At 74.8% G+C, this 24,160-nt stretch carries 23 protein-coding genes; 15 read left to right on the top strand and 8 right to left on the bottom strand.

Translation table 11 applies throughout. The annotated features are described in order from the left end of the window. Positions 1-36 precede the first annotated feature (36 nt). The 6 genes from GNZ18_RS06270 (at position 37) to GNZ18_RS06245 (ending at position 5,499) form a co-directional block, all read left to right on the top strand. Positions 37-270 (top strand): response regulator transcription factor, encoded by a 234-nt coding sequence (locus tag GNZ18_RS06270; protein WP_156215209.1) that lies wholly within the window; start codon positions 37-39, stop codon positions 268-270. Positions 271-323: 53 nt separating this feature from the next. Further along, on the top strand, positions 324-1,511 hold the full coding sequence (locus GNZ18_RS06265; RefSeq protein WP_156215207.1) for a cytochrome P450: 1,188 nt from the start codon (positions 324-326) through the stop codon (positions 1,509-1,511). Between the two features lie 33 nt (positions 1,512-1,544). Beyond that, entirely contained in the window at positions 1,545-2,558 is a 1,014-nt protein-coding gene (locus GNZ18_RS06260; RefSeq protein ID WP_156215205.1) for an NAD-dependent epimerase/dehydratase family protein, read from the top strand. Between the two features lie 80 nt (positions 2,559-2,638). Then, entirely contained in the window at positions 2,639-3,250 is a 612-nt protein-coding gene (locus tag GNZ18_RS06255) for a dTDP-4-dehydrorhamnose 3,5-epimerase family protein (RefSeq protein WP_308166151.1), read from the top strand. Positions 3,251-3,272: 22 nt separating this feature from the next. Further along, positions 3,273-4,541 carry a class I SAM-dependent methyltransferase gene (locus GNZ18_RS06250; protein WP_156215202.1) on the top strand — a complete coding sequence of 423 codons (1,269 nt, stop codon included), beginning with the start codon at positions 3,273-3,275 and terminating at the stop codon, positions 4,539-4,541. Positions 4,542-4,554: 13 nt separating this feature from the next. Continuing rightward, the gene (locus GNZ18_RS06245; RefSeq protein WP_308166150.1) at positions 4,555-5,499 is read left to right on the top strand and encodes an NAD-dependent epimerase/dehydratase family protein; all 945 of its coding nucleotides are present in this window, start codon (positions 4,555-4,557) and stop codon (positions 5,497-5,499) included. A 58-nt stretch (positions 5,500-5,557) separates the two neighbouring features. Here GNZ18_RS06245 and GNZ18_RS06240 read toward each other — a convergent pair whose 3' ends face one another. Continuing rightward, positions 5,558-6,745: a nucleotide disphospho-sugar-binding domain-containing protein gene (locus GNZ18_RS06240; protein ID WP_173390665.1), complete on the bottom strand. Its 1,188-nt coding sequence runs from the start codon at positions 6,743-6,745 to the stop codon at positions 5,558-5,560. Between the two features lie 165 nt (positions 6,746-6,910). Between GNZ18_RS06240 and GNZ18_RS06235 the strand changes: the two genes are divergently transcribed. From GNZ18_RS06235 to GNZ18_RS06205, 7 genes are all read left to right on the top strand, one after another. Continuing rightward, positions 6,911-7,951, top strand: coding sequence for an alpha/beta hydrolase (locus GNZ18_RS06235; RefSeq protein ID WP_156215198.1), 1,041 nt, complete (start codon positions 6,911-6,913; stop codon positions 7,949-7,951). 59 nt (positions 7,952-8,010) lie between these two features. Further along, complete coding sequence (locus GNZ18_RS06230) at positions 8,011-9,084, top strand: AAA family ATPase (RefSeq protein ID WP_312874326.1); 1,074 nt, start codon at positions 8,011-8,013, stop codon at positions 9,082-9,084. A gap of 21 nt (positions 9,085-9,105) precedes the next feature. Next, a complete protein-coding gene (locus tag GNZ18_RS06225; RefSeq protein ID WP_156215195.1) occupies positions 9,106-10,386 on the top strand; it encodes a vWA domain-containing protein in 1,281 nt (426 codons plus the stop codon). A gap of 21 nt (positions 10,387-10,407) precedes the next feature. Continuing rightward, a complete protein-coding gene (locus GNZ18_RS06220) occupies positions 10,408-11,193 on the top strand; it encodes a hypothetical protein (RefSeq protein ID WP_156215193.1) in 786 nt (261 codons plus the stop codon). A 102-nt stretch (positions 11,194-11,295) separates the two neighbouring features. After that, positions 11,296-12,471, top strand: a complete 1,176-nt coding sequence (locus GNZ18_RS06215; protein WP_156215191.1) for a cytochrome P450 — start codon at positions 11,296-11,298, stop codon at positions 12,469-12,471. A gap of 23 nt (positions 12,472-12,494) precedes the next feature. Then, positions 12,495-13,949 (top strand): serine hydrolase domain-containing protein, encoded by a 1,455-nt coding sequence (locus GNZ18_RS06210; RefSeq protein ID WP_156215190.1) that lies wholly within the window; start codon positions 12,495-12,497, stop codon positions 13,947-13,949. A gap of 117 nt (positions 13,950-14,066) precedes the next feature. Further along, positions 14,067-14,666 carry a TetR/AcrR family transcriptional regulator gene (locus tag GNZ18_RS06205; RefSeq protein ID WP_214618844.1) on the top strand — a complete coding sequence of 200 codons (600 nt, stop codon included), beginning with the start codon at positions 14,067-14,069 and terminating at the stop codon, positions 14,664-14,666. A gap of 13 nt (positions 14,667-14,679) precedes the next feature. Here the strand turns inward: GNZ18_RS06205 and GNZ18_RS06200 are convergent, their stop codons facing one another. From GNZ18_RS06200 to GNZ18_RS06175, 6 genes are all read right to left on the bottom strand, one after another. Then, entirely contained in the window at positions 14,680-15,525 is an 846-nt protein-coding gene (locus tag GNZ18_RS06200; RefSeq protein WP_156215188.1) for an alpha/beta fold hydrolase, read from the bottom strand. A gap of 13 nt (positions 15,526-15,538) precedes the next feature. Continuing rightward, complete coding sequence (locus GNZ18_RS06195; protein WP_156215186.1) at positions 15,539-16,744, bottom strand: cytochrome P450; 1,206 nt, start codon at positions 16,742-16,744, stop codon at positions 15,539-15,541. Further along, on the bottom strand, positions 16,741-17,583 hold the full coding sequence (locus GNZ18_RS06190) for a flavin reductase (protein WP_156215185.1): 843 nt from the start codon (positions 17,581-17,583) through the stop codon (positions 16,741-16,743). The genes GNZ18_RS06195 and GNZ18_RS06190 overlap by 4 nt, the downstream gene beginning before the upstream one ends. 11 nt (positions 17,584-17,594) lie before the next feature. Further along, positions 17,595-19,094 carry a class I adenylate-forming enzyme family protein gene (locus GNZ18_RS06185; RefSeq protein ID WP_216651178.1) on the bottom strand — a complete coding sequence of 500 codons (1,500 nt, stop codon included), beginning with the start codon at positions 19,092-19,094 and terminating at the stop codon, positions 17,595-17,597. Between the two features lie 39 nt (positions 19,095-19,133). Then, entirely contained in the window at positions 19,134-19,895 is a 762-nt protein-coding gene (locus GNZ18_RS06180; RefSeq protein WP_308166148.1) for a class I SAM-dependent methyltransferase, read from the bottom strand. Positions 19,896-20,000: 105 nt separating this feature from the next. Further along, a complete protein-coding gene (locus tag GNZ18_RS06175; protein WP_156215179.1) occupies positions 20,001-20,261 on the bottom strand; it encodes a DUF6059 family protein in 261 nt (86 codons plus the stop codon). 149 nt (positions 20,262-20,410) lie between these two features. On the opposite strand from GNZ18_RS06175, the gene kynU reads away from it, so the two are divergent. After that, positions 20,411-21,661: a kynureninase gene (gene kynU, locus GNZ18_RS06170; protein ID WP_156215177.1), complete on the top strand. Its 1,251-nt coding sequence runs from the start codon at positions 20,411-20,413 to the stop codon at positions 21,659-21,661. Then, positions 21,658-22,470 (top strand): alpha/beta hydrolase family protein, encoded by an 813-nt coding sequence (locus GNZ18_RS06165; RefSeq protein WP_216651177.1) that lies wholly within the window; start codon positions 21,658-21,660, stop codon positions 22,468-22,470. The genes kynU and GNZ18_RS06165 overlap by 4 nt, the downstream gene beginning before the upstream one ends. A gap of 64 nt (positions 22,471-22,534) precedes the next feature. Here the strand turns inward: GNZ18_RS06165 and GNZ18_RS06160 are convergent, their stop codons facing one another. Further along, a complete protein-coding gene (locus tag GNZ18_RS06160; RefSeq protein WP_312874325.1) occupies positions 22,535-24,133 on the bottom strand; it encodes a tryptophan halogenase family protein in 1,599 nt (532 codons plus the stop codon). Between the last annotated feature and the right edge of the window lie 27 nt (positions 24,134-24,160).

Below are 24,160 nucleotides of genomic sequence, written 5' to 3'. Positions count from 1 at the left end.
ACCGCCCACATCGACGCTTGGAAGGAGAGGACCGCCATGACCGTGTCAGGGCAGGAGATCTCGGTCGGCGCGCAGGCGCTGACCGCGCGCCAGACCGAGGTGGTCCGGCTCGCGGCGCTGGGCCTGACCGCGAAGGAGACCGCGCGCGAGCTGGGCATCTCCAAGAACACCGTGGACGAGCACCTGAGCGAGGCGCGGCGGCGCGTCGGAGCCGTCACCAAGTCCCACCTGGTCGGCTGGGCGGTCGCCGCCGGGCTCGTCTCGGGCTAGCCGTCCCGGCCGTCCCGACGCCGTGGCGACCCCCTTCCCGAAAGCGAGGAGACATGACCGCTGAACACGCCGACCGTTCCGGCTACACCACCCCGGCGGCGGTGCGCGAGCTGTGGCGGCAGGCGCCGGTGCGCGCGTTCACGACCGAGTCCGGGGAGCGGCGCTGGCTGGTCACCGGGATGGAGCAGGTGCGCGCCGTCATGGCCGACCCGCGGTTCAGCCGCGCCGAGGCGCGCCGGCTCGGCGCGGCGATCGGCCCGGCGGCCGTCTTCCGCAACACCGGGATCAACGACCTCGACCCGCCCGAGCACACCCGGTTGCGCCGCCTCGTGGCGGGGGCGTTCAGCGCGCGCCGGATCCGCGCCCTGCGGCCGCGCGTCCAGCAGATCACCGACGAGCTGATCGCGCCGCTGGTGGCCGCCGGGCCGCCCGCCGACCTGGCCGCCGGGCTGTGCTATCCGCTGCCGGTCACCGTGATCTGCGAGATCCTCGGCGTCCCGGACGCGGACCGGGAGCGGTTCCGGGGCTGGGCGGAGCGCGTGGTGTCCACGGGCGCCTACCCGCCCGAGGAGGCGCTCGCCGCCCTCAAGGCGATGGTCGGCTACATGGAAGGACTGGTCGAGGCCAAGCGCCGCGACCCCGACGAGAGCCTGCTCCAGGACCTGATCACCGCCCGCGACGAGCGGGACCGGCTGAGCGAGGACGAGCTGGTGACGCTCGGCTGCGGGCTGCTGCTGGCCGGCGGCGAGTCCACCGCGACCATGCTGGGCAAGGGGCTCGTCGCGCTGATGGACAACCCCGGCCAGCTCGCGCTGCTGCGCGCCGACCCGTCGCTCGTGCCGTCCGCCGTGGACGAGGTGCTGCGGTACGCGACGCTGGGCGTGCACCCCTACGGCGGCCACATCCGCGCGACCGTCGGCGACGTCGACCTCGACGGGACGACCATCCCCGCGCACTCGGTGGTCCACGCCTGCCTCCCGGCCGCCAACCTGGACCCGGAGGCGTTCCCCGATCCCGACCGGTTCGACGTCACCCGCGAGGGCGCCGCCGACCACGTCGCGTTCGGGTACGCGATGCACCGCTGCCTGGGCGCCCAGCTCGCCAAGCTGGAGCTGGAGGTGGCGATCGGCGCCGTGCTCGCCGCGTTCCCCGGGCTGCGGCTCACCGTGCCCGTGGAGGACGTCCCCTACAAGCACGGCTTCCTCATCACCGGGCTGCGGGCGCTGCCCGTCACCTGGTGAACGCCCCGACGCGACCGGCGAGAGGTGATGATCATGAAGGTTCTGGTGCTCGGCGGAACGCGCTATGTGGGACGCGCGGTCGTCGACGCGGCGCTGGCGCGCGGCGACGAGGTCACCGTCCTCAACCGCGGCGTCAGCCGTCCCGCCCCCGCGGGCGCGCTCCCCCTGGTCGCCGACCGGACCGACCCGCGCGCGCTGCGGCGCGCGCTCGGCGGCCGGGAGTGGGACGCGGTCGTGGACACCTGGATGGGGGCGCCCCGCGTCGTCCGGGACACGTGCGCGCTGCTCGCCGGCCGCGCCCGGCACTTCGGGTTCGTGTCGAGCTGGGTGGTGTACGAGCGGCCGCTGCCCCCCGGCGCCGACGAGAGCGCCGCGGTGATCGGCGGTGATCCGGGCGACGAGGAGCACGGCTTCTACCCCACCGCCAAGCGCGGCGCCGAACTCGCCGCGCTGGAGGCGTTCGGGGACCACGCGCTGATCGCCCGCGCCGGGCCGACGCTCGGCCCGCGCGAGGACGTCGGGACGATGACCTGGTGGATGCGCCGGATCGAGCGCGGCGGCGCGATCCTCGCGCCCGGCGACCCGTCCGACCCGCTGCGCTACGTCGACGTCCGCGACCTCGCGAGCTGGATGCTGGACGCGGCGGACCGCGACGTCGGCGGCACGTTCACCACGCTGTCCCCGCGCGGGAGGCACACCATGGGCGAGTACCTGGACACGATGCGGGAGGTGGTCGGGTCCGACGCCGAGCTGGTCTGGGTCCCCGACGAGATGGTCGTGGCCGCGGGCATCCGCCCCTACCTCGACATCCCGATGTGGCTCCCGGCGTCCATGCGGGGCGGCATGCACGAGATCGACGCCTCCGCCGCCCGCCGCGCCGGGCTCGACACGGGCCGCCCGCTGCGCGACACGCTCGCCGACGGCTGGGCCTGGCTGCGCGCCGAGGGCGAGCCGCCGTGGCAGGACACCCACCGGTGGCTGGACCCGCATGTCGAGCGGCGCGTCCTCGACCAGGTCAGCCGGGCGGGCGGCGCGCAACCCCGATGAATGGGGGAAGATCCCGCGGCCTCCCGCGAAGCAAAATGACGGCGGGCCCCCGTCCTCACGAAATCCGTGTCCTCGAACCCGTGCTCTTCGAAGGAGGCTCCCGGCCGGTGGAGATCAAGGAGTTGGCGATCGCGGGCGCGTTCCGCATCACCCCGGAGAAGCACCGCGACCGCCGGGGGAGTTTCTTCGAGACGTTCCGGACCGCGGAGGTCGCCCGACTGACCGGCGTGCCCTTCCGCATCAGCCAGGGCAACATCACGGTCAACCGGCGCGGGACGATCCGCGGCGTGCACGGCACGCGGGCCGGGTCCGGGGAGGCCAAGCTGGTGAGCTGCGTGGCGGGGGCGGCGCTCGACGTCGTCGTCGACCTGCGGGTGGGGTCGCCCACCTTCGGGGCGTTCGACAGCACGGCCCTGACCGAGGAGTCCGGCGAGCTGGTGCTCCTCGCCGAGGGCCTCGGGCACGCCTACCACGCGCTCGCCGAGGGCACCCGGATGAGCTACCTGTGCGCGGAGCAGTTCGTCCCGGGCACCCAGATCGACGTGAACCCGCTGGACCCCGAGCTCGCCCTGCCCTGGGCGCTCGACGAGGAACCGATCCTCTCGGACAAGGACCGGGCCGCGCCTGGCCTGCGGGAGGCCGCCGCGGCCGGTCTGCTGCCGCGCTACGCCGGCCCCTCCGTACGGACATGACCGGCAAGGAAGCGAGGAAGACATGGTGATCTCCGAGTGCCGCATCTGCGGGAACGGCGAGCTGGTGCCGGTCCTCGACCTGGGGGTCCAGGCGATCACGAGCGTGTTCCCGCGCACGCCCGGCGATCCGGTCCCCCGGGTCCCGCTCGAACTGGTGAAGTGCGGTCCGGGCGGCTGCGGGCTCGTCCAGCTCCGGCACACGACCGACGCCGGGGCGATGTACACGACCGGCTCCTACGGCTACCGGTCGAGTATCCGGCCGTTCATGGTCGACCATCTGCGCGGGATCGTGCGCGGCGTCCTCGACCGCGTCGACCTCGTCCCCGGCGACCTCGTCGTGGACATCGGCAGCAACGACTCGACGCTGCTGCGCGCCTACCCGCGCGAAGGGATCGGGGAAGGGATCGGGCTGGTCGGCATCGACCCGACCGGCGAGCAGTTCCGGCCGCTGTACCCGGACGGGATCGACCTGATCCCCACCTACTTCTCCAGGGAGGCGTTCGCCGCCGAGTTCGGCGACCGCAAGGCGAAGGTGGTCACCTCCATCGCGATGTTCTACGACCTCCCCCGGCCGATGGACGTCATGCGGGACATCCACGACATCCTCGACGACGACGGGGTCTGGGTGTCCGAGCAGAGCTACCTGCCCTCGATGCTCGCCGACAACGCCTACGACGTCGTGTGCCACGAGCACCTGGAGTACTACGCGCTGCGCCAGTTCGAGTGGATGGCCGAACGCGTCGGGCTCACCGTCGTCGACGCGGAGATCACGCCGGTCTACGGCGGCAGCCTCAACCTGACGATGGCGAAGCGGGGCGGGCGCCACCGCACCGCCTCCCCCGCCGTCGCGGAGCTGCGCAGGCGGGAGAGCGCGCTGGAGCTGGAGGGCCTGCGCCCCTACGAGACGCTCGCGGCGACGGCGGCCCGGCAGCGGGCGGCGCTGCGGAGCTTCCTCGACGACTCGCGCGCGGCGGGCAGGCTGACGGTCGGCTACGGCGCCTCCACCAAGGGGAACGTCATCCTCCAGTACTGCGGGCTCACGCCCGACGACCTGCCCTGCATCGGCGAGTTCAACGCCGACAAGTCCGGCCGCTTCACGCCGGGGACGCACATCCCGATCGTGTCCGAGGAGGACGCGCACGCGCTGCGCCCCGACCAGCTGCTCGTGCTGCCGTGGACGTTCCGGGACGACTTCCTCTCGCGCGAGCAGGGGTATCTCGCGGGCGGCGGCAGGCTGGTCTTCCCGCTGCCGGAGATGCAGATCGTGCCCGGCGAGACGGTCGCCGTCTAGACAAGGAGTGATCGTGGTCCCCTCGTCCACGGACCGGCCGCTGGTCGTGGTGCTCGGCGCGTCCGGGTTCCTCGGCGGCGCGGTCGCCGCGGAGCTGGCCGGGCTCCCGGTGCGGCTGCGGCTCGTCTCCCGGGAGCGGCGGCTCCCGCTCCCGGACGCCTCGGCCGAGGTCCGCCTCGCCGACCTCACCGACCCGGCGGCGGTGCGCGACGCCGTGGCGGGGGCGGACGCCGTCGTCCACCTGGCGGCGCACATCCCCGGCGAGCGCTCGTGGCGGACGCCGGGGGCCGGGTCGGAGAGCCTGGGCACGGCCCTGCTCGACACGCTCGTGCAGGCGGTCCGCGCGGCCGGGGCGCCGCCGCCGGTCGTGGTGTTCGCCAGCACCCTCCAGCTGTCCGCCCCTCCGGGGACGCCGCTCAACGACTACGTGCGGCACAAGGCGGCGGCCGAGGAACTGCTGGCCAAGGCGACCGGGGACGGCGCGGTGCGCGGGATCGTGCTCCGCCCCGCCACGGTCTACGGGTGCGTCCCGCTCACCGGCGCGACGGGACGCGGCGTCGTCACCGCGATGGCCCGCAAGGCGCTCGCGGGCGAGCCGATCACCATGTGGCACGACGGCACGGTCGAGCGGGACCTGGTGCACGTCACCGACGCGGCGCGCGCCTTCGCCGCCGCGCTGCGCGCCCCCGAGGGCCTGGTCGGCGGCCGGTGGCCGGTGGGCACCGGCACGCCCGCGCGGCTCGGCGAGGTGTTCCGCGAGCTGGCCGCCCTGGTCGCCGCGCGGACGGGGCGTCCGCCCGTCCCCGTGGTCACCGTGCCGCCGCCGGACTGGGCCGACGCCGCCGACCTCGGGGACCTGCCCGCCGACCCGTCGGCCCTGATCGCGGCCACGGGCTGGCGACCGCGCGTCCGCCGGGCGGACGGTCTGGCAGGCGTGGTGGACGCCCTCACCCGGTGACCGACGCCGCTGAGCCCCCGCCCCTGACCAGGGGTGGGGGCTCAGCGGCGCGGGGCCGCTAGGCGAGGGCGGTGACGCGCGCGGCGACGTCGGCCGGGGCGGGCTGGGCCAGGACCTCGGTGCGCAGCTCGGCCGCGGCCTTGCGCGTCCGGTCGCCGGTCAGGACCTCCCCGACGGCGTCGGAGAGCGCGTCCGGGGTGAGGTCCAGCAGGTCGAGGGAGACGCCCGCGCCCGTGGCGGCCAGCCGCTCGCAGCAGGTCCGCGTGTCGAGGGTGGCGGTGAGCGTGAGCTGCGGGACGCCGTGGTAGGCGGCCGTCATGATCGTCCCGCCGCCGCCGTGGTGGACCGCCGCGTCGCAGGACGGCATGATCGCGTTCAGCGGGACGTTCTCGACCACGGTGACCTCCGGCGGCAGGTCCCGGGTCCAGCGCCGGTCGGCGCCGGTGACCGCGACGACGACCTCGGCGCCGTGCGCCCGGAGCGCCCCGACGACCTCGGCGACCGGGAAGGCCGCCATGCCCTCGCGGATGGCCAGCAGGGAGCCCCAGGTGACCAGGACCCGCCGTCCCCGCGGCGGCGCGAGGAGCGGGCGCGGCAGCACACCGCTCCCGTTGTAGGGGACGAAGCGGATCGGGATCCGCGACGGCGTCTCGGCGATCCCCATCGCCCCGAGCCAGGGGTCGACGGTCGCGACGGCGTTCTCGACCCGGGGTTCGCAGCCGTGCCGCGCGTACAGCCCGCGCAGCGCCTCGGGCCAGGCGGAGAGTGGGATCCCGCAGCCCGGATAGCCGTACTCGTGGGCGCGCAGCATGTCCGGGCCCCAGAGGTGGTGGACGAGCGGCGCGCCCGCCGCCGCGGCCGCGGGCGCCGCCGCGAGCACGAGCGGGTCCGCGACGACCAGGCCGGGCCGCCAGTCGCGGGCGAGGGCGACCAGGTCCCGCGCGGCCTCCGCCGCGAACCGGATCTGGGCGTCGATCATCGCCGCGTGCAGCGGGCCGACGGGGGCGGCCGGGGTCGCGGCCGGGACGCGCGGCCGGTGCCGCGCGAGCTCGGCGGTCATGTCGAACGACTCGGCGATCGTGACCATCGGTACGCCGGACCCGGGGACGACCGAGCCGCCCCACGGCTGCGCGGCCACGCAGACCTCGTGGCCGGCGGTCCGGCAGGCCCAGATCAGCGGGACCATCGGGAAGTAGTGCGACGGCGCGGAAGCCGGAACGAACAGGACGCGCATCCGAAACCCCATCTCGCCAGCGGACGTGAGCGTGCGTCCACTCTGCCGACCCGCCCGGCCCGCGACCATCCCGGCTGATGGGGGTACTGGCCCGCCCCCGTCTGTGTTAACGCCGCCTCCCTGGGCGGGCCCTTGACATAATGGGCACCCGCCCACCATAGTGGGCCAGTGCCCATTATGACTCGTCCCCAGCTGAAGTCCCTCCTCATCGCGGCATGCACGGCCGCCGCGGCGTTATCCACCCTGGTCACCGCCCCGCCCGCCGCCGCGGGCCACGGCCCGATCTGCGAGACCTACGAGCTGCCCGTCCGCCTCGCCGACCCCGGACCGGCCACCGAGACCATGGCGGGAGAGCTCTGCTACCCCGCCTACCGCCGCCCCAGCACCGTGCAGTTCCTCGTGCACGGCGGGTACTACAACCGCGCCTACTGGAACTTCCCTGTCGGCAACGGCTACTACTCCTACGTCCGCGCCGCGACCTCGGCCGGATACGCCACGTTCAACGTCGACCTCATCGGCTCGGGCGACAGCTCGCATCCGCAGAGCGGCCAGGTCACCTCCGAGGCCGGCGCCGTCGCGCTGCACGACGCCATCTCCGCGCTGCGCGCGGGCACCCTCGACGGGCACGGCTTCGGCAAGGTCCTCTGGGTCGGGCACGCGCTCGGCTCGTACTACGCCTGGAGCGAGATCCCCCGGTACGGCGACGTGGACGCGGCGATCCTGACCAGCTCGCTGCACGGCTTCAACGCCCAGCACGGCCAGATCGGGGCGGCCAACGCCTACCCGGCGCCCGACGACCCGAAGTTCGCGAACGCCGGCCTCGACCGGGGGTACATCACCACCAAGCCCGGCACGCGCGGCTCCATGTTCTACTACCCGGCCACGACCGACCCGGCGGTGGTGGCCAAGGACGAGCAGCTCAAGGACGTCTACCCGTCCGCGGCGATCGTCCCGCCGCGGATCCCCTACGGGATCCGGGTGCCGGTGCTCCTGGTCGGCGGCGCGGAGGACTGGCTGACCTGCCAGGGCGTCACCGTCTACGACTGCGGCGACCCCGCGAGCGTGCTGGCCTACGAGTCGCAGTTCTACCTGCCCGAGGCGAAGCTCAAGGTCTCGATGATCCCCTCGACCGGCCACGTCATGGGCCTCGCGACGACGGCGCCGCTCGTCTACTCCACCCTTCTGAACTGGGCGTCGAGCACCGTGGCGCCGAAGTAGCCGACCGACCGGACACACGACAGAAACGCGGGGGCCTTCCTCCAGTGGACACCAGAGTGGTGCTAGAGGCGCTTTCCCTCTCCGTCTCGGCGGGCGTCCCGACCCTGCTGTGGGGCAGCCCCGGCACCGGCAAGACGTCCGCGGTGAAGGCCCTCGCGGAGTCGTTGGGCTGGCCGGTCGAGGTGGTCATCGGATCCCTTCGCGAACCCAGCGACTTCGCCGGGCTCCCCGTCGTGTCCGGCGGGGCCGTCCGGCTCGCGCCGCCCGCGTGGGCGCAGCGGCTCGCCGCCGCCGGGCGCGGGCTGCTGTTCCTGGACGAGCTGACCACCGCCCCGCCCGCCGTGCAGGCCGCGATGCTGCGCGTGGTGCTGGAGCGCGTGGTCGGCGACGTCCCGCTGCCCGCCGGCGTGCGCGTGGTCGCCGCGGCCAACCCGCCCGGGGAGGCGGCCGACGGGTGGGAGCTGGCCCCGCCGCTCGCCAACCGCCTCGTGCACCTGGACTGGCCGGTGCACGCCGAGCGGGTCGCCCGCGGCCTGGCCGTCGGGTTCGGACGTCCCTCGCTGTCCGGCTTCGACCGTCCCGCCACCCCCCGGCAGGCCCTCGTGGCGCGGGCCGCGGTGTCGGCGTTCCTCCAGGTGCGCCCCGCCCTCGTCCTGCGGATGCCGAAGGGCGAGGCGGCGGGACGGGGCTGGCCGAGCCCCCGCTCGTGGGAGTTCACCGCGACGCTGCTGGCCGCGTGCGAGGCCGCGGCGGCGGGGCCCGACGTGCGCGCGGCCCTGGTCGCGGGCGCGGTCGGCGAGGGCGCGGCGCTGGAGTTCCTGTCCTGGACGGAGAACCTCGACCTGCCCGACCCGGCGGCCGTCCTCGCCGACCCGGACTCCTTCGAGCTGCCCCGCCGCAGCGACCGCGCGTTCGCGGCGCTCACCTCGGTCGCGGCGGTGGCCGTGGCGGCGGACGACAAGGACGTCTGGGAGGCGGGCTGGCGGGTGGTCGCCAAGGCCGCGCGGGCGGCGCCGGACGTGGCGACGCTGGTGGCGCGCACGCTGGCCGCCCGGCGCCCGGAGGGCGCGCGGATACCGGCGGCGCTGCTGGAGCTGACCCCGATCCTGCGCGACGCAGGACTGATCGACTAGCGCCGGAGCGAGCCTGATCCCATGTCCGGTCTGCCTCTCGACGCACTGCCGCCGGGTCCGCGGCGCAAGTGGGCCGCCGCGCGGGTGTGGGCCGCCCACCGGGCGCCCTACCTGGCCGACGCGCTGCTGACGCTGGACCCGGTCGTCGTCCCCGACACCGAGGTCACCGGCGGCGGCGCCGCGCTGCGCAGGTTCCCCGCCGACACCGGCTGGCACCTGCACATCAGCCCGGCCGAGCTCGACCGGCAGAGCGTGCCGCGCGTCGGGTTCTGGGTCCTGCACCAGCTCGCCCACCTGCTGCGCGAGCACGCCGCGCGGTACCCGGGCGCCGCCGCGCCGCTCCCGGACGCCGCCGCCCCGGGCGCGGACCGCACGCCGGACCAGCGGACGTGGAACGTCGCCGCCGACGCCGAGCTGTACGACGACCTCTCCATCGGCTGGACGGAACCGCCCGCGGACCCGCCCCCGCCGCACGCCCTCGGCCTGCCCGGCGACGGGCTCGCCCGGCGGTACTGGGAACTGCTCCGCGCCCGCGCCGAGCCGCTCGACCCGGCGGTGGCGGCGGGCGACTGCGGCAGCGGCTGCGACGGGCAGCCGCGGCCCTGGAACTGCGACCTGCCCCCGCTGCCGCGCACCAGCGCCAGGCTCACCGCGCTGGAGACCGCGCGGCGCGTCCGCGAGCACCTGCGCACCCGCGAGGACGTGCCCGGCGGCTGGCGGCGCTGGGCGGAGGAGGTCCTGGAGCCGACCGTGGACTGGCGGCGGCAACTGGCGGCGCGGATCCGCCGCTGCGTCGCCCGCACGGCCGGACGCGTCGACTTCACCTACCGCAGGCCGTCGCGGCGGGCCGCGAGCACGCCCGGCGTCGTGCTGCCCAGCCCGCACCAGCCGCTCCCGGCGGTCACCGTGCTCATCGACACCTCCGGCTCGATGAGCGACACCATGCTGGGCCGGTGCCTGGCCGAGGTGGACGGCGTGCTGCGGGCCGTCGGCATCGGCCGCGACCGGCTCACGGTCATCTCCGTGGACGCGCGGGCCTACCGGGCGCAGACCCCGCGCCGGCTCTCCGACCTGCGGCTCGGCGGCGGCGGGGGCACCGACATCCGCGCGGGCTTCGACGCGGCGCTCGCCCGCGGGCCGGTGCCCGATCTCATCATCGCGCTCACCGACGGCCACACCCCCTGGCCGGACGACCCGCCGCCGCGAACCCGGGTCGTGGCCGGGCTGCTGGACCCGGCGGGGCGGACCCCCGGCTGGGCGACGACCGTACTGATCAGCGACGAGGGGCCGAGGGCAGAGTGATGGCAGAGTGAGGGCAGAGTGATGGCAGAGCACGGCGGCTCCGACGGGTTCGACCCTGCGGTCTACACCGCCCTGGGCTTCTCGGCCGAGGAGGCGCGGGCGTGGTGGGGCTGGCGCATCGGCCCGCGCCGGGCCGCGACCTGGCGCGCCGCCCGGGTGACCTCCCCGCTGACCGCCGCCCAGTGGGAGACGGCCCGCGTCACCCCGGCGACCGTCGCCGGGTGGCGGGCGGCGGGGATCCCGGCGGCGGAGGCGATCGGCTGGCACGAGTTCGGGCTGGACCTGGAGTCCGCGATCGCCTACCGCGCGCAGGGCCACACCCCGGAGCAGGCGTACGAGGTGAGCTGCGGACGCGAGCCGAGGGCGGCCGGGGACGGGGAGGGCCGCTCCCCCGACGCGTTCCTCGACCTGATGTCGTTCAACGCCTCCGAGGCGCAGCAGGAGACCGACCGGTTCATCAAGCGGGCGAGCGGCGCGACCGGCGTCACCATGTACACCTACCTCCAGGCCGAGTGGGTGGACGACGAGGCGATCGCCTGGGTGCGCTGCGACATCGACGCCGCGACCGCCCGGACCTGGAAGGACCTGGGGCTGCGCCCGGCGGAGGCCCGCCGGTTCATCCAGCGGGGGCTGAGCCCGATGGCCGTGGCGCGCGAGTGGTGGCGGGCGGGCATCCCGTTCGAGGAGGCGGCGTCCTGGATCGGCGCGGGGCTGACCGCCCGGGAGGCGGTCGAGCAGCGCGAGCGCGGCGTCACCGTCGAGCAGGCCGAGACCCTGCGCGTCCTGCGCGAGGGGGACGACGCCTAACACACCCGCCGCAGCCGGGAAACCCCTGGTAAATCAGGATTTTCGGGGTGGTCGAGGTCCGCGAGAGTGGGTTCCTGTGATCACAGGAAGAGGTGCTCCGGCATGACCGACCAGATCCAGCTTCCGCTCGACCTGCCGCATCCGGCGCGCCCGCAGCGCAACCTCCGCCAGCTCCAGAAACGGGCCCCGGTGCACCGGGTCACCACCGCCGTGGGCGCCCCCGCGTGGCTGGTGACCGGCTATCACGAGATCAGGGGGCTGCTCGGCGACGCGCGGCTCGGCCGCAGCCACCCCGACCCCGACAACGCCCCGCGCAGCGGCGAGTCGGTGCTGCTCGACGGGCCGCGCGGCGACTACGAGACCGAGCAGGCGTGGGTGTCGACGATGCGCTCGCGCCTCCAGCCCTTCTTCTCGCCGCGGCACGTGCAGGCGATGCGCCCGCGCGTGGAGGCGCTGACCGGCGACCTGCTGGACCTGCTGGCGAAGCAGGGCCCCCCGGCGGATCTGGCCCGGTCCCTGGCGCTGGCGCTGCCGCGCGAGGTGATCGGCGACCTGCTGGGCGTCCCGGCGGAGGACAGGGCGGCCCTGGACGGGTGGACGACGGCGATCAGCGACGCGAGCGACCGGGAGCGGTCCGCGAGCGGCCTGGCGAGCCTCAACGCCTACGGCCGCGAGCTGGTGGCCCGCAAGCGGACGGACCCGGGCGAGGACGTGGTCTCCCGGCTCGGCGCGGACGGGTCGCTCACCGACGACGAGATCGCCCAGCTCGCGATGGGCGTGCTGTTCGCCGGGTACGAGACCACGGCGGCGGCGCTCTGCGTCGGCACGACGCTGCTACTGGACTCCCGGGACCAGTGGCGGGCGCTCTGGGGCGACCCGGGCCTCGCCCCGGCGGCGGCGGAGGAGAGCCTGCGGGTCGTCAGCCGCCTGCTCCCTCCCGACATCCGCTACGCGCGCGCGGACCTGGAGATCGCCGGGGCCGCCGTCGGGCGCGGCGAGCTGGTGATGCTCGACATGTACGCGGCGGCCCACGACGAGACCGTCTTCGACGATCCCGACCGGTTCGACGTCACCCGCGAGAACAACCCCCATCTCTCCTTCGGGTTCGGCCTGCGGTACTGCATCGGGGCGCCGCTGGCGCGGCTGGAGTTGCAGACCGCCCTGACCGAGCTGACCCGGCGCTTCCCCGAGATGGAGCTGACGGTGCCGGCCGGGGAGCTGACCGTGCGCCGGGCCTCGTTCGCCGCCATCCCCGAGTCCATCCCCGTCGCCTGGTAGGCCGGGGACCGAGAGGAGCTCCCATGAGCCTGACGTCGAGCGCGCTGCGGGAGGGCGTCGAGCGGATCGCCCCCGCCGTGCTGGAGACCACCGGCGCGCCCGGCGCCCTCGTCACCATCGGGTTCGCCGGCCGGGCCCCGCTCACCCTGCCGTTCGGCGTGGCCGACGTGGGGACCGGCGCCCCGGTGACCGCCGCGCACACCATGCGGGTCGGCAGCCTCGGGAAGGTCCTGGTCGCCGCCGCGATCGCGAACCTCGCCCGCGCGGGCGACCTCGACCTCGACGCCCCCATCGACCGGCACCTGCCGTTCCCGGTCGCCAACCCGCACGGCGGCACGGTGACGCTGACCGGGGCGCTGGCCATGCTCACGGGCGCCGCCACCGACGGATACGACTGGGTCGAGCGCCACGAACCGGCGATGGGCTACATCGAGCGCGAGCTGAAGCGCGGCGTGGTCCGCGAGTACGGCACGGGCGCGCCGCGCTTCGCCGGCCCGGCCGGCACCGGCGAGTGGCGCTCCTCCTCGTTCATGTACCAGGTGGCCGCCCTGGCGGCCGAGGCCGTGACCGGTGTCCCGCTGGGCCGGTATGTGAAGGCCGAGATCCTGGATCCGCTCGGCATGCGCGACACCGCCTGGCCGGACAGCCCGAACTGGGACGAGGTGCGGGCCCGCTGCACCACGGGCCACATGGTGTTCGGGGACCGCGCCGTCCCCCTGCCCTGGCACGAGTGCGGGACCTACCACTCCGTCGGGGCGGTGACGACCCCCGCCGACTTCACGGCGCTGATGCTGGCGCTCACCGGTCCGGGCGGCCGGCTGCGCGGCGAGGTCTCCGAGACGGTGCTGGCGCCCCGGACCAGCGCCCGCGGCGGCCTCCGCGTCGGGTTCGGCGTCCACCTCGCCGGGGAGCCGGACGCGGCCGACCACTGCGTCCGCGCGGTGGGCCACTACGCGTTCGGCTGGTGGGCGGTCTCGCTCGCCTACCCGAACGCCCCCGAGCCGTTCTGCGTCACGGTGTGCACGAACCTCGCGGACCAGCGGGACGTCTTCAACCCGCCCGAGCAGTACGCCTTCGGCATCCTCGCCTTCGAGATCGCGGACTGGGTCCTCCGCGGGGCGGTCGACGCGCGCGCCCACGCCACCCGGGCCGAGTGGGGCTCCTACGTCATGGGCCTGGTCGCCGCCGACAGGTTCGCGGGCCTCATGGGCGCCGACCTGGACCGGGGCCGGATCGCCCGGATGGCCGAGGGGTCGCGGGCCGTCGGGGGGTCCGCCGCCGCGCCCTTCGACGAGGACCGGTTCGTCGAGGGCTACCTGGACATGCAGGCCGCGGCGCGCGCCGGGCGCATCGACGCGTTCCTCTCCGGGGAGTGCCCGGTCGGAGGGGTGTTCCGCAAGCTCGCGCGCAAGCAGTGGGGGGCCAAGAACTTCGAGGAGCCCGCGCCGGTCCGTTTCTGGCTGGACAGGCGTCCCTAACCCGCCGCCCCCTCCGCCCGTCCCCAGCTCGGAGGTATCATGACCGGGCGCCCGTGAAAGCGGGCGCCCGGCCACTCGTGGGCCGGGCCGAGCCGGGCGAGCGAGGGAGGGGCGCGGGTGCCTACCGGGACCGCCATCCGCGACGCACGCGAGCAGCTGTTCAGCGCGGCCGAGCGCGTGCTCCTGCGGGACGGGCCGAACGCCCTGACCAGCCGGGCCCTCACCGCGGAGGCGGGCGTCGCCAAGGGCGTCCTGCACCGGCACTTCGCCAACTTCGACGCCTTCCTCGCCGAGTTCGTGCTGGACCGCGTCCAGCGGATGGACGCCCAGACCGCCGCCCTGCGCGACGCCGCCGGAACCGGCACGATCGCGGGCAACCTCAGCCAGGCGCTGACGGCGCTCTACGGATCGGTCGCGGTCGCGGTCGTCGCGCTCGTCACCTTCCGCGACGAGCTGCGGGACCGGCTGCGCGACACCTGGCCGGCCGGGGTCCCGGTGCTCACCGAGGCGGCCACGATGTTCGGCGACTACCTCACCGCGGAGCGCGAGCTCGGGCGCCTCGCCCCCGAGGCCGACGTCGAGACCCTGGCGTTCACGCTGATCGGGGCCGGGCACCTGCTGTTCGCCGACCGGGGCAGCGCGCCGCCCGAGCCCGCCGCCGTCCACCGGCTGGTCACCACGACGCTCGGCGACTCCGTCCGGGACGCGTCCCGCTGATCCTCGGGGCCCCTCACACCGGCGCGGTGAGCGAGCGGGTCAGGACTTGGGCGAACTCCCGGGGCTCCTCCTGGAAGCCGGTGTGGCCTCCGGGGAAGTCGACCACGTCGGCGCCGAGCCCGGCGGCGAGCGCGACCGAGGCCCGGTGGGCGAGCTGCCCGCGCGACGTGCTCCCGCCCGCCACCACGACGCGGGTGGCGGAGGCCCGCAGCGCCGCGAGGTCGGGGCGGTAGGACGCGACGGGCCGCAGCAGGTGCCGGAAGAACCGGTCGAGGATCGCCCGCGTGTCGGTCGGCGGCGTGAACGCCTCGGGGTGGGACGCCGCCTGGCGGGCCCGGGGCGGCTGGGAGAAGCGCTCGATGCCGGTGACGGCGGCGTACCTCTTCAGCGCCGCCGCCCGGCCCTCGCTCTCGTAGGCGTCGCACACCTCGCCGATCGCCGCGCGCAGCCGCTCCCCGTCGGGGAGGAGCGCGGGCAGCGGCGGCTCGTGGGCGACGAACGCGCGCACCAGGCCGGGGTGGCGGGCGACCAGCGCGAGCCCGGTGACGGCCCCGCCGCTGTTGCCGAACACGTGCGCCGGCCCGGCGCCGAGGGAGGACAGCAGCCGCCGCAGGTCGTCGGCCAGCACCTCGACCGAGGTCTCCCGCGACGGGTCCTCGACGGTGCTGCGGAACGTGCCGCGCGGGTCGTGGGTGACGACGGTGAAGGCGTCCGCGAGCAGCGGCGCGATCTGCGCGAAGCCCCCGGTGCCCATGGGCACGCCGGTAAGCACGAGCAGCGGGCCGGACCCGCGGACCTCGTGGTACAGCCGCGCGCCCGGCACCTCCAGGTACCGGGACCGCGGTTCGTCGTTCGCCATGGCAGGTCTCCTCTCAGACCCAGCGGACGTGGAGCGGCAGCCGCCGGGCGCCGGAGATCCCCCGGGCGTCGTGGAACTCGGCCCCCTCGCCGACCGACATCTCGCTCCACCGGGCGAGCATCCTCGCCACGGCGATCCGGACCTCCAGCCGGGCGAGCGGCGCGCCCAGGCAGAAGTGGATCCCGTGCCCGAAGCTCAGGTGCGCGTTGTGCTCGCGGCCGGGGACGAAGCGGTCCGGGTCGGCGAAGCGCCGCTCGTCCCGGTTGGCCGAGGCCAGCCACGCCAGGACGATCGTGCCCGCCGGGATGGCGTGCTCGCCGAACCGGACGTCGGCGGTGGTCCGGCGCATGCTCGGCGCGAGCGGCGTGCGGAGGCGCAGCACCTCCTCGATCGCGGCGGGCAGCCCGGCGGGGTCCGCGCGCAGCGCGGCGGCGGCCCCGGGGTGCTCGTCCAGGGTCTGGACGACGTTGCCCAGCAGTGCCGTGGTCGTGATGTGGCCCGCGAGCAGCAGCAGCCCGACGAACCCGACGATCTCCTCGTCCTCCAGGCGCTCGCCGTCCACCTCGGCGGCCACGAGCGCGCTGGTCAGGTCGTCCCGCGGCCGGACCCGGCGGCTCCGGATGTGCTCCAGGCAGTAGGCGTTCATCTCGCGCATGACCACCGCCATGGCCTGGGTGCGCTCGGCGTTCGGGATGAAGCCCGTCTGGCTCTCCGGCGCCACCAGGGAGTCGGCCCAGCGGCCGAACGTCGGGCGGTCCCCGGCCGGGATGCCGAGGAGTTCGGCGATGACGGTCACCGGCAGCGGATAGGCGAGGTCCGCGACCAGCTCGATCCGCTCCGCGCCGCCCATCGCGTCCAGCAGCTCGTCGGTGATGGCGGCGACGCGCGGTTCGAGCCGGGCGACCACGCGCGGGGTGAACGCCTTGCTCACCAGCGTGCGCAGCTTGCGGTGCTGGGGCGGGTCCTTCCGCAGGATGTTGCCCTTGATGAAGCGGTCGACGTCCTCCTGGGCGGGCATGAGCGGGCTGAAGTCGGAGGAGAAGGTGCGCGCGTCGTCCAGGACCCGCTCGACGTCGGCGTGGCGGAAGACGTGCCAGACGCCCGCCTCCGCGTCGTGGCTGACGGGCTCGCTCTCCCGCATCCGCCGGAACCAGGAGAGCACCGCCGCGGCGTCGCCGGCCTGGTCGGCCAGCCCGGTCCCGCGCTCGGTGGTGGTCATCGCGCCCGCCCTCCCGCCGTCCACGCCGCGAACCGGCGCATCCCGTACAGCAGCGGTTCGCCGGGCAGGATCTCGGCGCCGACGACCTCGCCGAGCACCGCCGTGTGGTCGCCGACGGCGAACGTCCCGACCACCGCGCACTCGGCCACGGCGAGGGTGTCGCGCTCCAGCCACGGCAGCCCCTCCGCCCCCGTCGGCCGCCAGCCGACGTGGGCGAACCGGTCGGCCACCGGGGAGGCGAAGACCTCGGCGGTCCGGCGGGCCCCGGCGTTCAGCAGGTTGACCGCGAAGCTCCGCCGCGCCGCGATCGCCTCCAGCGTGGTGCTCCCGGTCTTCAGGCACACCAGCAGGGTCGGCGGCGCGAGCGTGACGCTGCACAGCGCGGAGCAGGTGGCGCCGCGCGGCAGCATGTCCGCGCCGACGCCGGTCACGACCGCGACGCCGGTCGGGAACGAGCTCATCAGCGACCGGTAGTCCTCGACCGCGACATGGCGGCGCCCGGACGCGGCGAGCCCGGACGCGGCGAGCCCGGACGCGAGCGGCGGCCCGGTGGGCGGCATGGCGGGCGGTGCCGCGGGCGGTGCGGCGGGCGAGGCCGCGACCGCGATGGAGCGCAGCGAGCTGTAGGCGCCGGGCGGGTCGTCGGGGTCCCACGCGGTGTGGAACTCCGCCTCCACCCGGTCGAGCAGCGACACCAGCGTCAGCGAGTCGACGCCGAGGCTCAGCAGCGTCGCGTCGCCGTCCACCGGGAGGTCGGCGGGATGCTCGTCCCAGACCTCCCGCAGCAGCGCTCGAAGGCGGTCGAGGACGTGGTCGAGTTCGGCGCCTTTCGTGCTCATGGATCCTCCTGTCACGAGCGGGGGCCGGCGGGCTCGGCGGCGCGGCGCGCCGCTTGCGTGCGAAGGTGCCGCCGGGTCACCTTGCCCGCGGGGTTGCGAGGCAGCTCCCCGACGACCTCGAATCCGACCGGGCGCTTGTACCGGGCGAGCCGCTCGCGGACCAGGTCCTTGAGCGAGGCGACGAACTCCTCGGCGGCATCGGCGCCGTCGGGGGCGACGACGTAGGCGAACGGCAGCTCGCCCCACTCCTCGCTCGGGACGCCGACGACGCACGCCTCGCGCACCCCGGGGTGGCCGAGCAGCACGCGCTCGACCTCCGCCGGGAAGACCTTCTGCCCGCCGCGGTTGATCACGTCCTTCACCCGCCCGGCGAGGTGGACGTAGCCGTGCTCGTCCACCGTGCCGAGGTCGCCCGTGCGCACCCAGCCGTCGCGCACGGCCTCCTCGGTGGCGGCGGGGTCGTTCCAGTACCCGCGCATCCGGCCCGGGCCGCGCACCCACAGCTCGCCGCCGTCGCGGCGCTCCACGACCGTGCCCATGATCGCCCGGCCGACCGAGGCGCCCGCGCCCGCGGGCTCTCCCGGCGCGTAGTCGTGCTCGGACGGGGCGAGGGTCGCCACCGGTCCCCCGCCCTCGGTGATGCCGTAGACCTGGCGGAACCCGCATCCGAGCGCCGCGTGCGCCTCCAGGAGCAGCGGGCGCGGCATCGGCGCCGCCGCGTAGATGACCTCCCGCAGGCTGGGCAGGTCCACCGGCGAGCGCTTCGCCGCCTGCAGGATGAACCGCAGCATCTCCGGCACCAGGAACAGGTGCGTCGCCTCCGTCCGGCGGATCGTGGCGAGGCATTCGGGCGGGCTGAACATGCGCATGAGGACGACGGTCGCGCCGGTCGCCATGTAGGCGAGCGGCAGCACCATCGCCCCGTGCGACAGGGGGCCGCACTGGAGGAACACGACGCCGCGGCCGGGTTCGACGTCGGCCAGGTACCCCGTCGCCACCGACCGCAGCGACCGGTGGTCGACGCAGACGCCCTTCGGGCGGCCCGTCGTCGCCGAGGTGTGCAGGATGAACATCAGCTCGTCGTCGGGGACGTCGCGCGGGGGCGGCCGCTCCCCGCTCGCGGCGGCCTCCCGGTACCGGTCGCCCTCGAACGCGAGCACGGCGCGGCCGGGCGGGTGGGCGAGCCTTCCCAGCAGCTCCTCCTCGCCCGCGATGACCGAGGTCTCGCACCCGCCGGCGATCGCGGCCACCTCGTCCGGCACCGCGCCGTAGTGGACGGGGACCGCCGCCGCCCCGAGCTTGCCGAGCGCGAAGTAGGTCTCCAGCACCTCAAGGCGGTTGTGCGAGAGGACCGCGACCCGGTGGCCGCGTCCGACGCCCATCGCGTCGAACGCGGCGGCCAGGCCGTCGGTCCGGCGGTCCAGCTCCGCGTAGGTGACGCGCCGGTCGCCGTCGACGACCGCGACGCGCTCACCGTGGCGCTGCCGGCCCCGCTCCGATAACTGCGCCATCCAGGCCATCGTGGTGGTCTCCCTCCTGGTGCCGGGCCGTCAGGCGGACGCCCGCACCGCGCTCATCGCGATCGTGGTGTAGCGCATGGTGAAGGCGCCGCCCGCCGCGTCGACGGCCGCGCCGATCCCCGCCTGCACCTCCTCCACCTCGGCCACCGGGTACTGGCCGTGGTCGCCGTGGGTCGGCAGCTGGTCCACCCACTCGTCGCGGGTGTAGGTCTTCTCCCACGCGAACCGCCACTCCTCCGGCTCGCCGAACGCGCCGGCCTCCCGCATCCCGCCGGCGGCCTTGGCGCACAGCATCGCGTAGCCGTCCATGGCCGTCGCCGTCCACTGGCGGGCGACGAGCGAGTCGGGCAGCACCCGCCGGTAGACCTCGCCGAAGGCCCGCAGCAGGTCGGGCGGCGGCGTCTCGGCGTTCCAGAACACCGCCAGCCGCCCGCCGGGCCGCAGCACCCGCGCGGCCTTCGCCGCCCCGGCGGCCGGGTCGAGCCAGTGCCAGCTCTGGCCGGAGACGACCGCGTCGAAGGCCCGGCCGGACGGCTCCCAGTCCTCGAACGCCGCCACCTCGGCCTCCAGCCCGCGGCTCCGGGCGAACTCCGCCATCCGCGCGTCCGGCTCGACCCCGAGCACCGCGCACCCGGCCGCCTGGAAGAGGCGGCCGGAGATGCCGGTGCCGCAGCCGACGTCGACGATGTCGAGCCCGGCGCGGCCCGCGACGATCCGGTCCACCAGGGCCCCGGGGTAGCTGGGCCGGGTGCGGTCGTAGCGCGCGGGGTCCGACCCGAACGCCTCGGCCACCTGCCTGTGTCGATGGAGCTCTTTCTCGGAGAGCGGGACGCGTGCGGAAGGATTAGTGGGCATATGCCCACTCTAAATGGGCGACTGCCCACTCGTCAATGGAGTTCACGTCCGGTGGTCCAGATGGGACCAGAACTCGCGTTCCGAAGGACTCAGCGCGGCGTAGGGAACGAGGCGCTCGGGATGGCCGTCCGGAGGCGGCTGGACCGGCGGCGCCTCCTCCGCCCGGCCCTCGCCGATGAAGTCGTCCCGCTCCTGGCGCAGATAGAGCACCATGTCGAAAGGAAAGCCCATCGTCATGCAGTTCAGCGCCATCGCGTAGTTGAACTCATGCAGCAGCCGGCGTCCCATCCTGCGTAAGTCCATCGCGACTCTCCGTTCGTCCTGCGATTCCACCAATCAGCCACGTTGCCCGACGGCGGCGGCCGCGAATACCCTGAAGAGTGAGGGCTTTCCAAATCGCGTTCCACGCGCTAGGGGTTTTGCGTGCGCACGGCGGGCCGTATTGTGAGGCGATGACCGATCCGTATGTGGAAGAGGCCGGGCGATTAGACGCGGCCGATTCGCTGGCCGCTTTCCGGGACAGGTTCGTCATCGCCGATCCCGCCATTGTCTATCTGGACGGCAACTCGCTGGGCCGGCTGCCGCGCGCCACCCGCGACCGGCTGCGCGCGGTCGCCGACGAGTGGGGCGAGGAGCTGATCGACGGCTGGCGGCGGTGGCTGCCGGTCGGCCGCGAGGCGGGCGACCTCGTCGCGCGGATCGTCGGCGCGGAGCCGGGCGAGGTCGTGCTGTCCGACTCGACCGGCGTCAACCTGTACAAGCTGGCCGTCGCGGCGCTGGACGCCCGGCCGGGACGCGACGTGATCGTCACCGACGACGACAACTTCCCCACCGACCGGTACATCCTGGACGGCGTCGCGGCGGCGCGCGGGCTCAAGGTGCGGCGGATCGGCCCCGGCCTCGACGACGGCGTGCGGCCGGAGGACGTGGAGGCCGCGCTGGACGCCCGGGTCGCGCTGGTGTGCCTGTCCCACGTGGCCTACCGCTCCGGCGCGGTGGCCGACCTGGCCGCCGTGACGGCGGCGGCGCACCGGCACGGCGCGCTGGTGCTGTGGGACCTGTGCCACTCCGCCGGGGCCGTCCCGGTCGGCCTGTCCGCCGCCGGCGCGGACCTCGCGGTCGGCTGCACCTACAAGTACCTGAACGGCGGTCCGGGCTCGCCCGCGTTCCTGTACGTGCGGCGGGACCTCCAGCCGCGGCTGGAGCAGCCGATCTGGGGCTGGTTCGGGCAGAGCGACCAGTTCGCGATGGGCCCGGACTACCGCCCGGTGCCCGCGATCGAGCGCTTCCTCGTCGGCACTCCCCCGGTGCTGACCGGGTACGCGGCGCTGGAGGGGGCGCGCCTGACCGCCGAGGCCGGGATCGAGGCCGTCGCCGCCAAGGCGCGGAGCCTGACCGGGTACGCGCTGCGGCTGGCCGACGCGTGGCTGGCGCCGCTCGGGTTCCGGGCGGCCTCGCCCCGCGACGGGCGGCGCCGCGGCGCCCACCTCACCCTGCGCCACCCGTCCGCCTGGCCGGTGTGCCAGGCGGCGAAGGCGGCCGGGGTGGTCCCGGACTATCGTGCACCCGAGCGGCTCAGACTCGGCTTCCCGCCGTTGTACACCCGCCACATCGACGTGCACGAGGGGCTGTCGCGGCTGCGCGAGGTCGCGGCGTCCGGCCGGTACCGGGACTTCCCGGACGATCCGAAGGGGCTGACGTGACGACCACGAGCGACGGCGGAGCGCCGGAGCCCTACCCCGCCCGGCTGGCCCGGCTGACGAGCGCGCCGGAGGGCGCGTACCGGACCGTCCCGTACGGGCCCTCGCCGGAGCAGTTCGGCGAGTACTGGCCCGGGGGCGACGGGGCGGCCGCGGTCCTGATCCACGGCGGCTACTGGCGCGCGCGCTACCGGCTCGACCTGATGCGCCTGATGGCCGCCGACCTCAACGCCCGCGGCTACGCCGTATGGAACATCGAGTACCGGCGGATGGACATGCCGGGCGGCGGCCGGCCCGGCACCTTCGACGACGTCTCCGCCGCGCTGGACGCGATGGCCGGTCTCGGCGGCGGGGCGGTCGATCCCGCCCGCGTGGCCCTGGTCGGCCACTCGGCCGGGGGGCATCTGGCGCTGTGGGCGGCGCACCGGGCGGCCGGGCCGGGACGCCTCTCCCCCGCCGCGGTCGTCTCGCTCGCGGGCGTGTGCGACCTGGCGGCGGCCGCGCGGCTGGGGCTGAGCGACGACGCGGTGCGCACGCTGCTCGGCGGCGGCCCGGACGAGGTGCCCGAGGTCTACCGGTGGGCCGACCCGGCGGCGCTGGCCCCGATCGACGTGCCGCAGCTGGTGGTGCACGGCACCGCCGACGAGGACGTGCCGATCGGGCTGAGCGAGGCGTACGCCGAGGCGGCGGGCCGCGCGGCGACGCTGCTCACCCTGCCGGACACCGACCACATGGACGTGATCACCCCGGGCACGGCGGCCTGGACGCGGATCGCCGAGGAGCTGGCCCGGCTCCTGCCGCCCCGCCGGTAGGCGCTCGCGCCCGGCCGGCTCCCCGGACGGGTCCGCCGCACCCGTCCGAGGAACCGGCGCCGCGTCAGCGGCCGTGGATGGCCCGCAGCAGCTCGTAGTTGCTGGGCAGCGTCTCGGCGTACTCCCGCTGGCGGCGCTTGACCTCCTCGAACAGCGGCTCGGCCGCGCGCACCGACTCGGGCTTGTAGGCCAGCGCCGGGAGCGGCCGGTCGGGCAAGTAGCCCATCCCGGCGAAGATGCAGTAGTAGCTTCCGTTGGTCCAGAAGTTGCGGAACTCCGCCTCGAAGTTGCCGTAGTAGTCGCTCTCGCCCGTGACCGGCTGGTTGATCGCGAGCCCGGCCTTGTAGAGCGCCATCTTCTCCTGGATGGAGTCGGACAGCTTCAGCTCCTTGTTGGCCTTCCAGAACTCGGTGTCGACGCGCGGCGAGCAGTAGAAGTGGGCCTGGAGGAAGTCGCGCGTGTCGTCGAACATCACCTGGATCTCGCGGTTGAAGCGGTCCACCAGGACGGGGTCGAAGTCGCCGTTCGGGATGAGCTTGGCCAGCCAGTACAGCGCGGCGTAGGTGAAGTAGATGCCGGTGGACTCCAGCGGCTCGACGAAGCAGGAGGCGAGCCCGACGCTGACGCAGTTCCGCACCCACGCGCGGCGGTTGCGGCCGACGCGGAACCGGACCTGGTTGAAGTCCTCCTTCTCGGGGTCCAGGCCCCACATCCGGCTGAACTCCTCGGTCGCCTCGTCCTGGGTGGTGAACTGGCTGGAGTACACATAGCCGGTCCCGAACCGGGTCAGCATCGGGATCTTCCAGGTCCAGCCGGAGCTCATCGCGATGGACGAGGTGTACGGCTCGACCCCGAGGCTCGCGTCGTCGTGCGGGACCGCCGTGGCCACCGCCCGGTCGCACAGCAGGTGGTCGCCCATGTCCACGAACGGCTCGCCCATGGCCTTGTTGATGAGCAGCCCGCGGAACCCCGAGCAGTCCACGAACAGGTCGCCCTCCAGGACCCTGCCGCTCGCGGTGCGCAGGCCGGTGATGTAGCCGCGCTCGTCCAGCAGCGCCTCCTCCATCGTGTCCTGGACGTGCTCGACGCCCTGCTTCTTGGTGGCGAAGCGGCAGAGGAAGTCGGCGACGCGCTGGGCGTCGAAGTGCCACGCGTACCGGGTGGCGCGGCGGCCGTCCAGCCACCGGGGGCCGCGCTTGGCGTCCATCATGGCCGGTTCCGCCATGCAGGCGTAGTCGAAGGGCTCGTCGGTCCGCCCGGCGTGGCGGCGCTGGAACCAGTAGTGCGACAGCGGGACCTGGTCCTCGTCGGGCAGCAGGCCGAACGGGTGGTGGAACTGGTCGGGGCGGCCGTCGAGGTCGCGCGGGGTGCTCTGGCCCTCGCCGGGGGTGCGCCAGTTGACGAACTTCACCGCGATCTTGAAGGCGGCGTCGCATTCGCGCATCCACTCGTCCTCGGGGATGCCGAGGTAGTCGAAGAACGCCCGCTGGAGGTTCGGGACGGTCGCCTCGCCGACGCCGATGCGCGGAATGGACGGCGCCTCCAGGACCGTGATGTCCACGGTTCCCTGTAATGCCTTGCCCAGATAGGACGCGGCCATCCAACCCGCCGTCCCGCCGCCGAGAATGACGATTTTCTTGATGCGGTTGTCCAGGGTTCTCACAGTTCTCTGCCCTTCTCCGTGTTCTCT

The sequence above is a fragment of the Actinomadura litoris genome, assembly GCF_009733595.1.
GTDB classification, from domain to species: domain Bacteria; phylum Actinomycetota; class Actinomycetes; order Streptosporangiales; family Streptosporangiaceae; genus Spirillospora; species Spirillospora litoris.
Note: the sequence above shows the minus strand (reverse complement) of the source record. Positions and strands in the feature narration are given on the sequence as shown.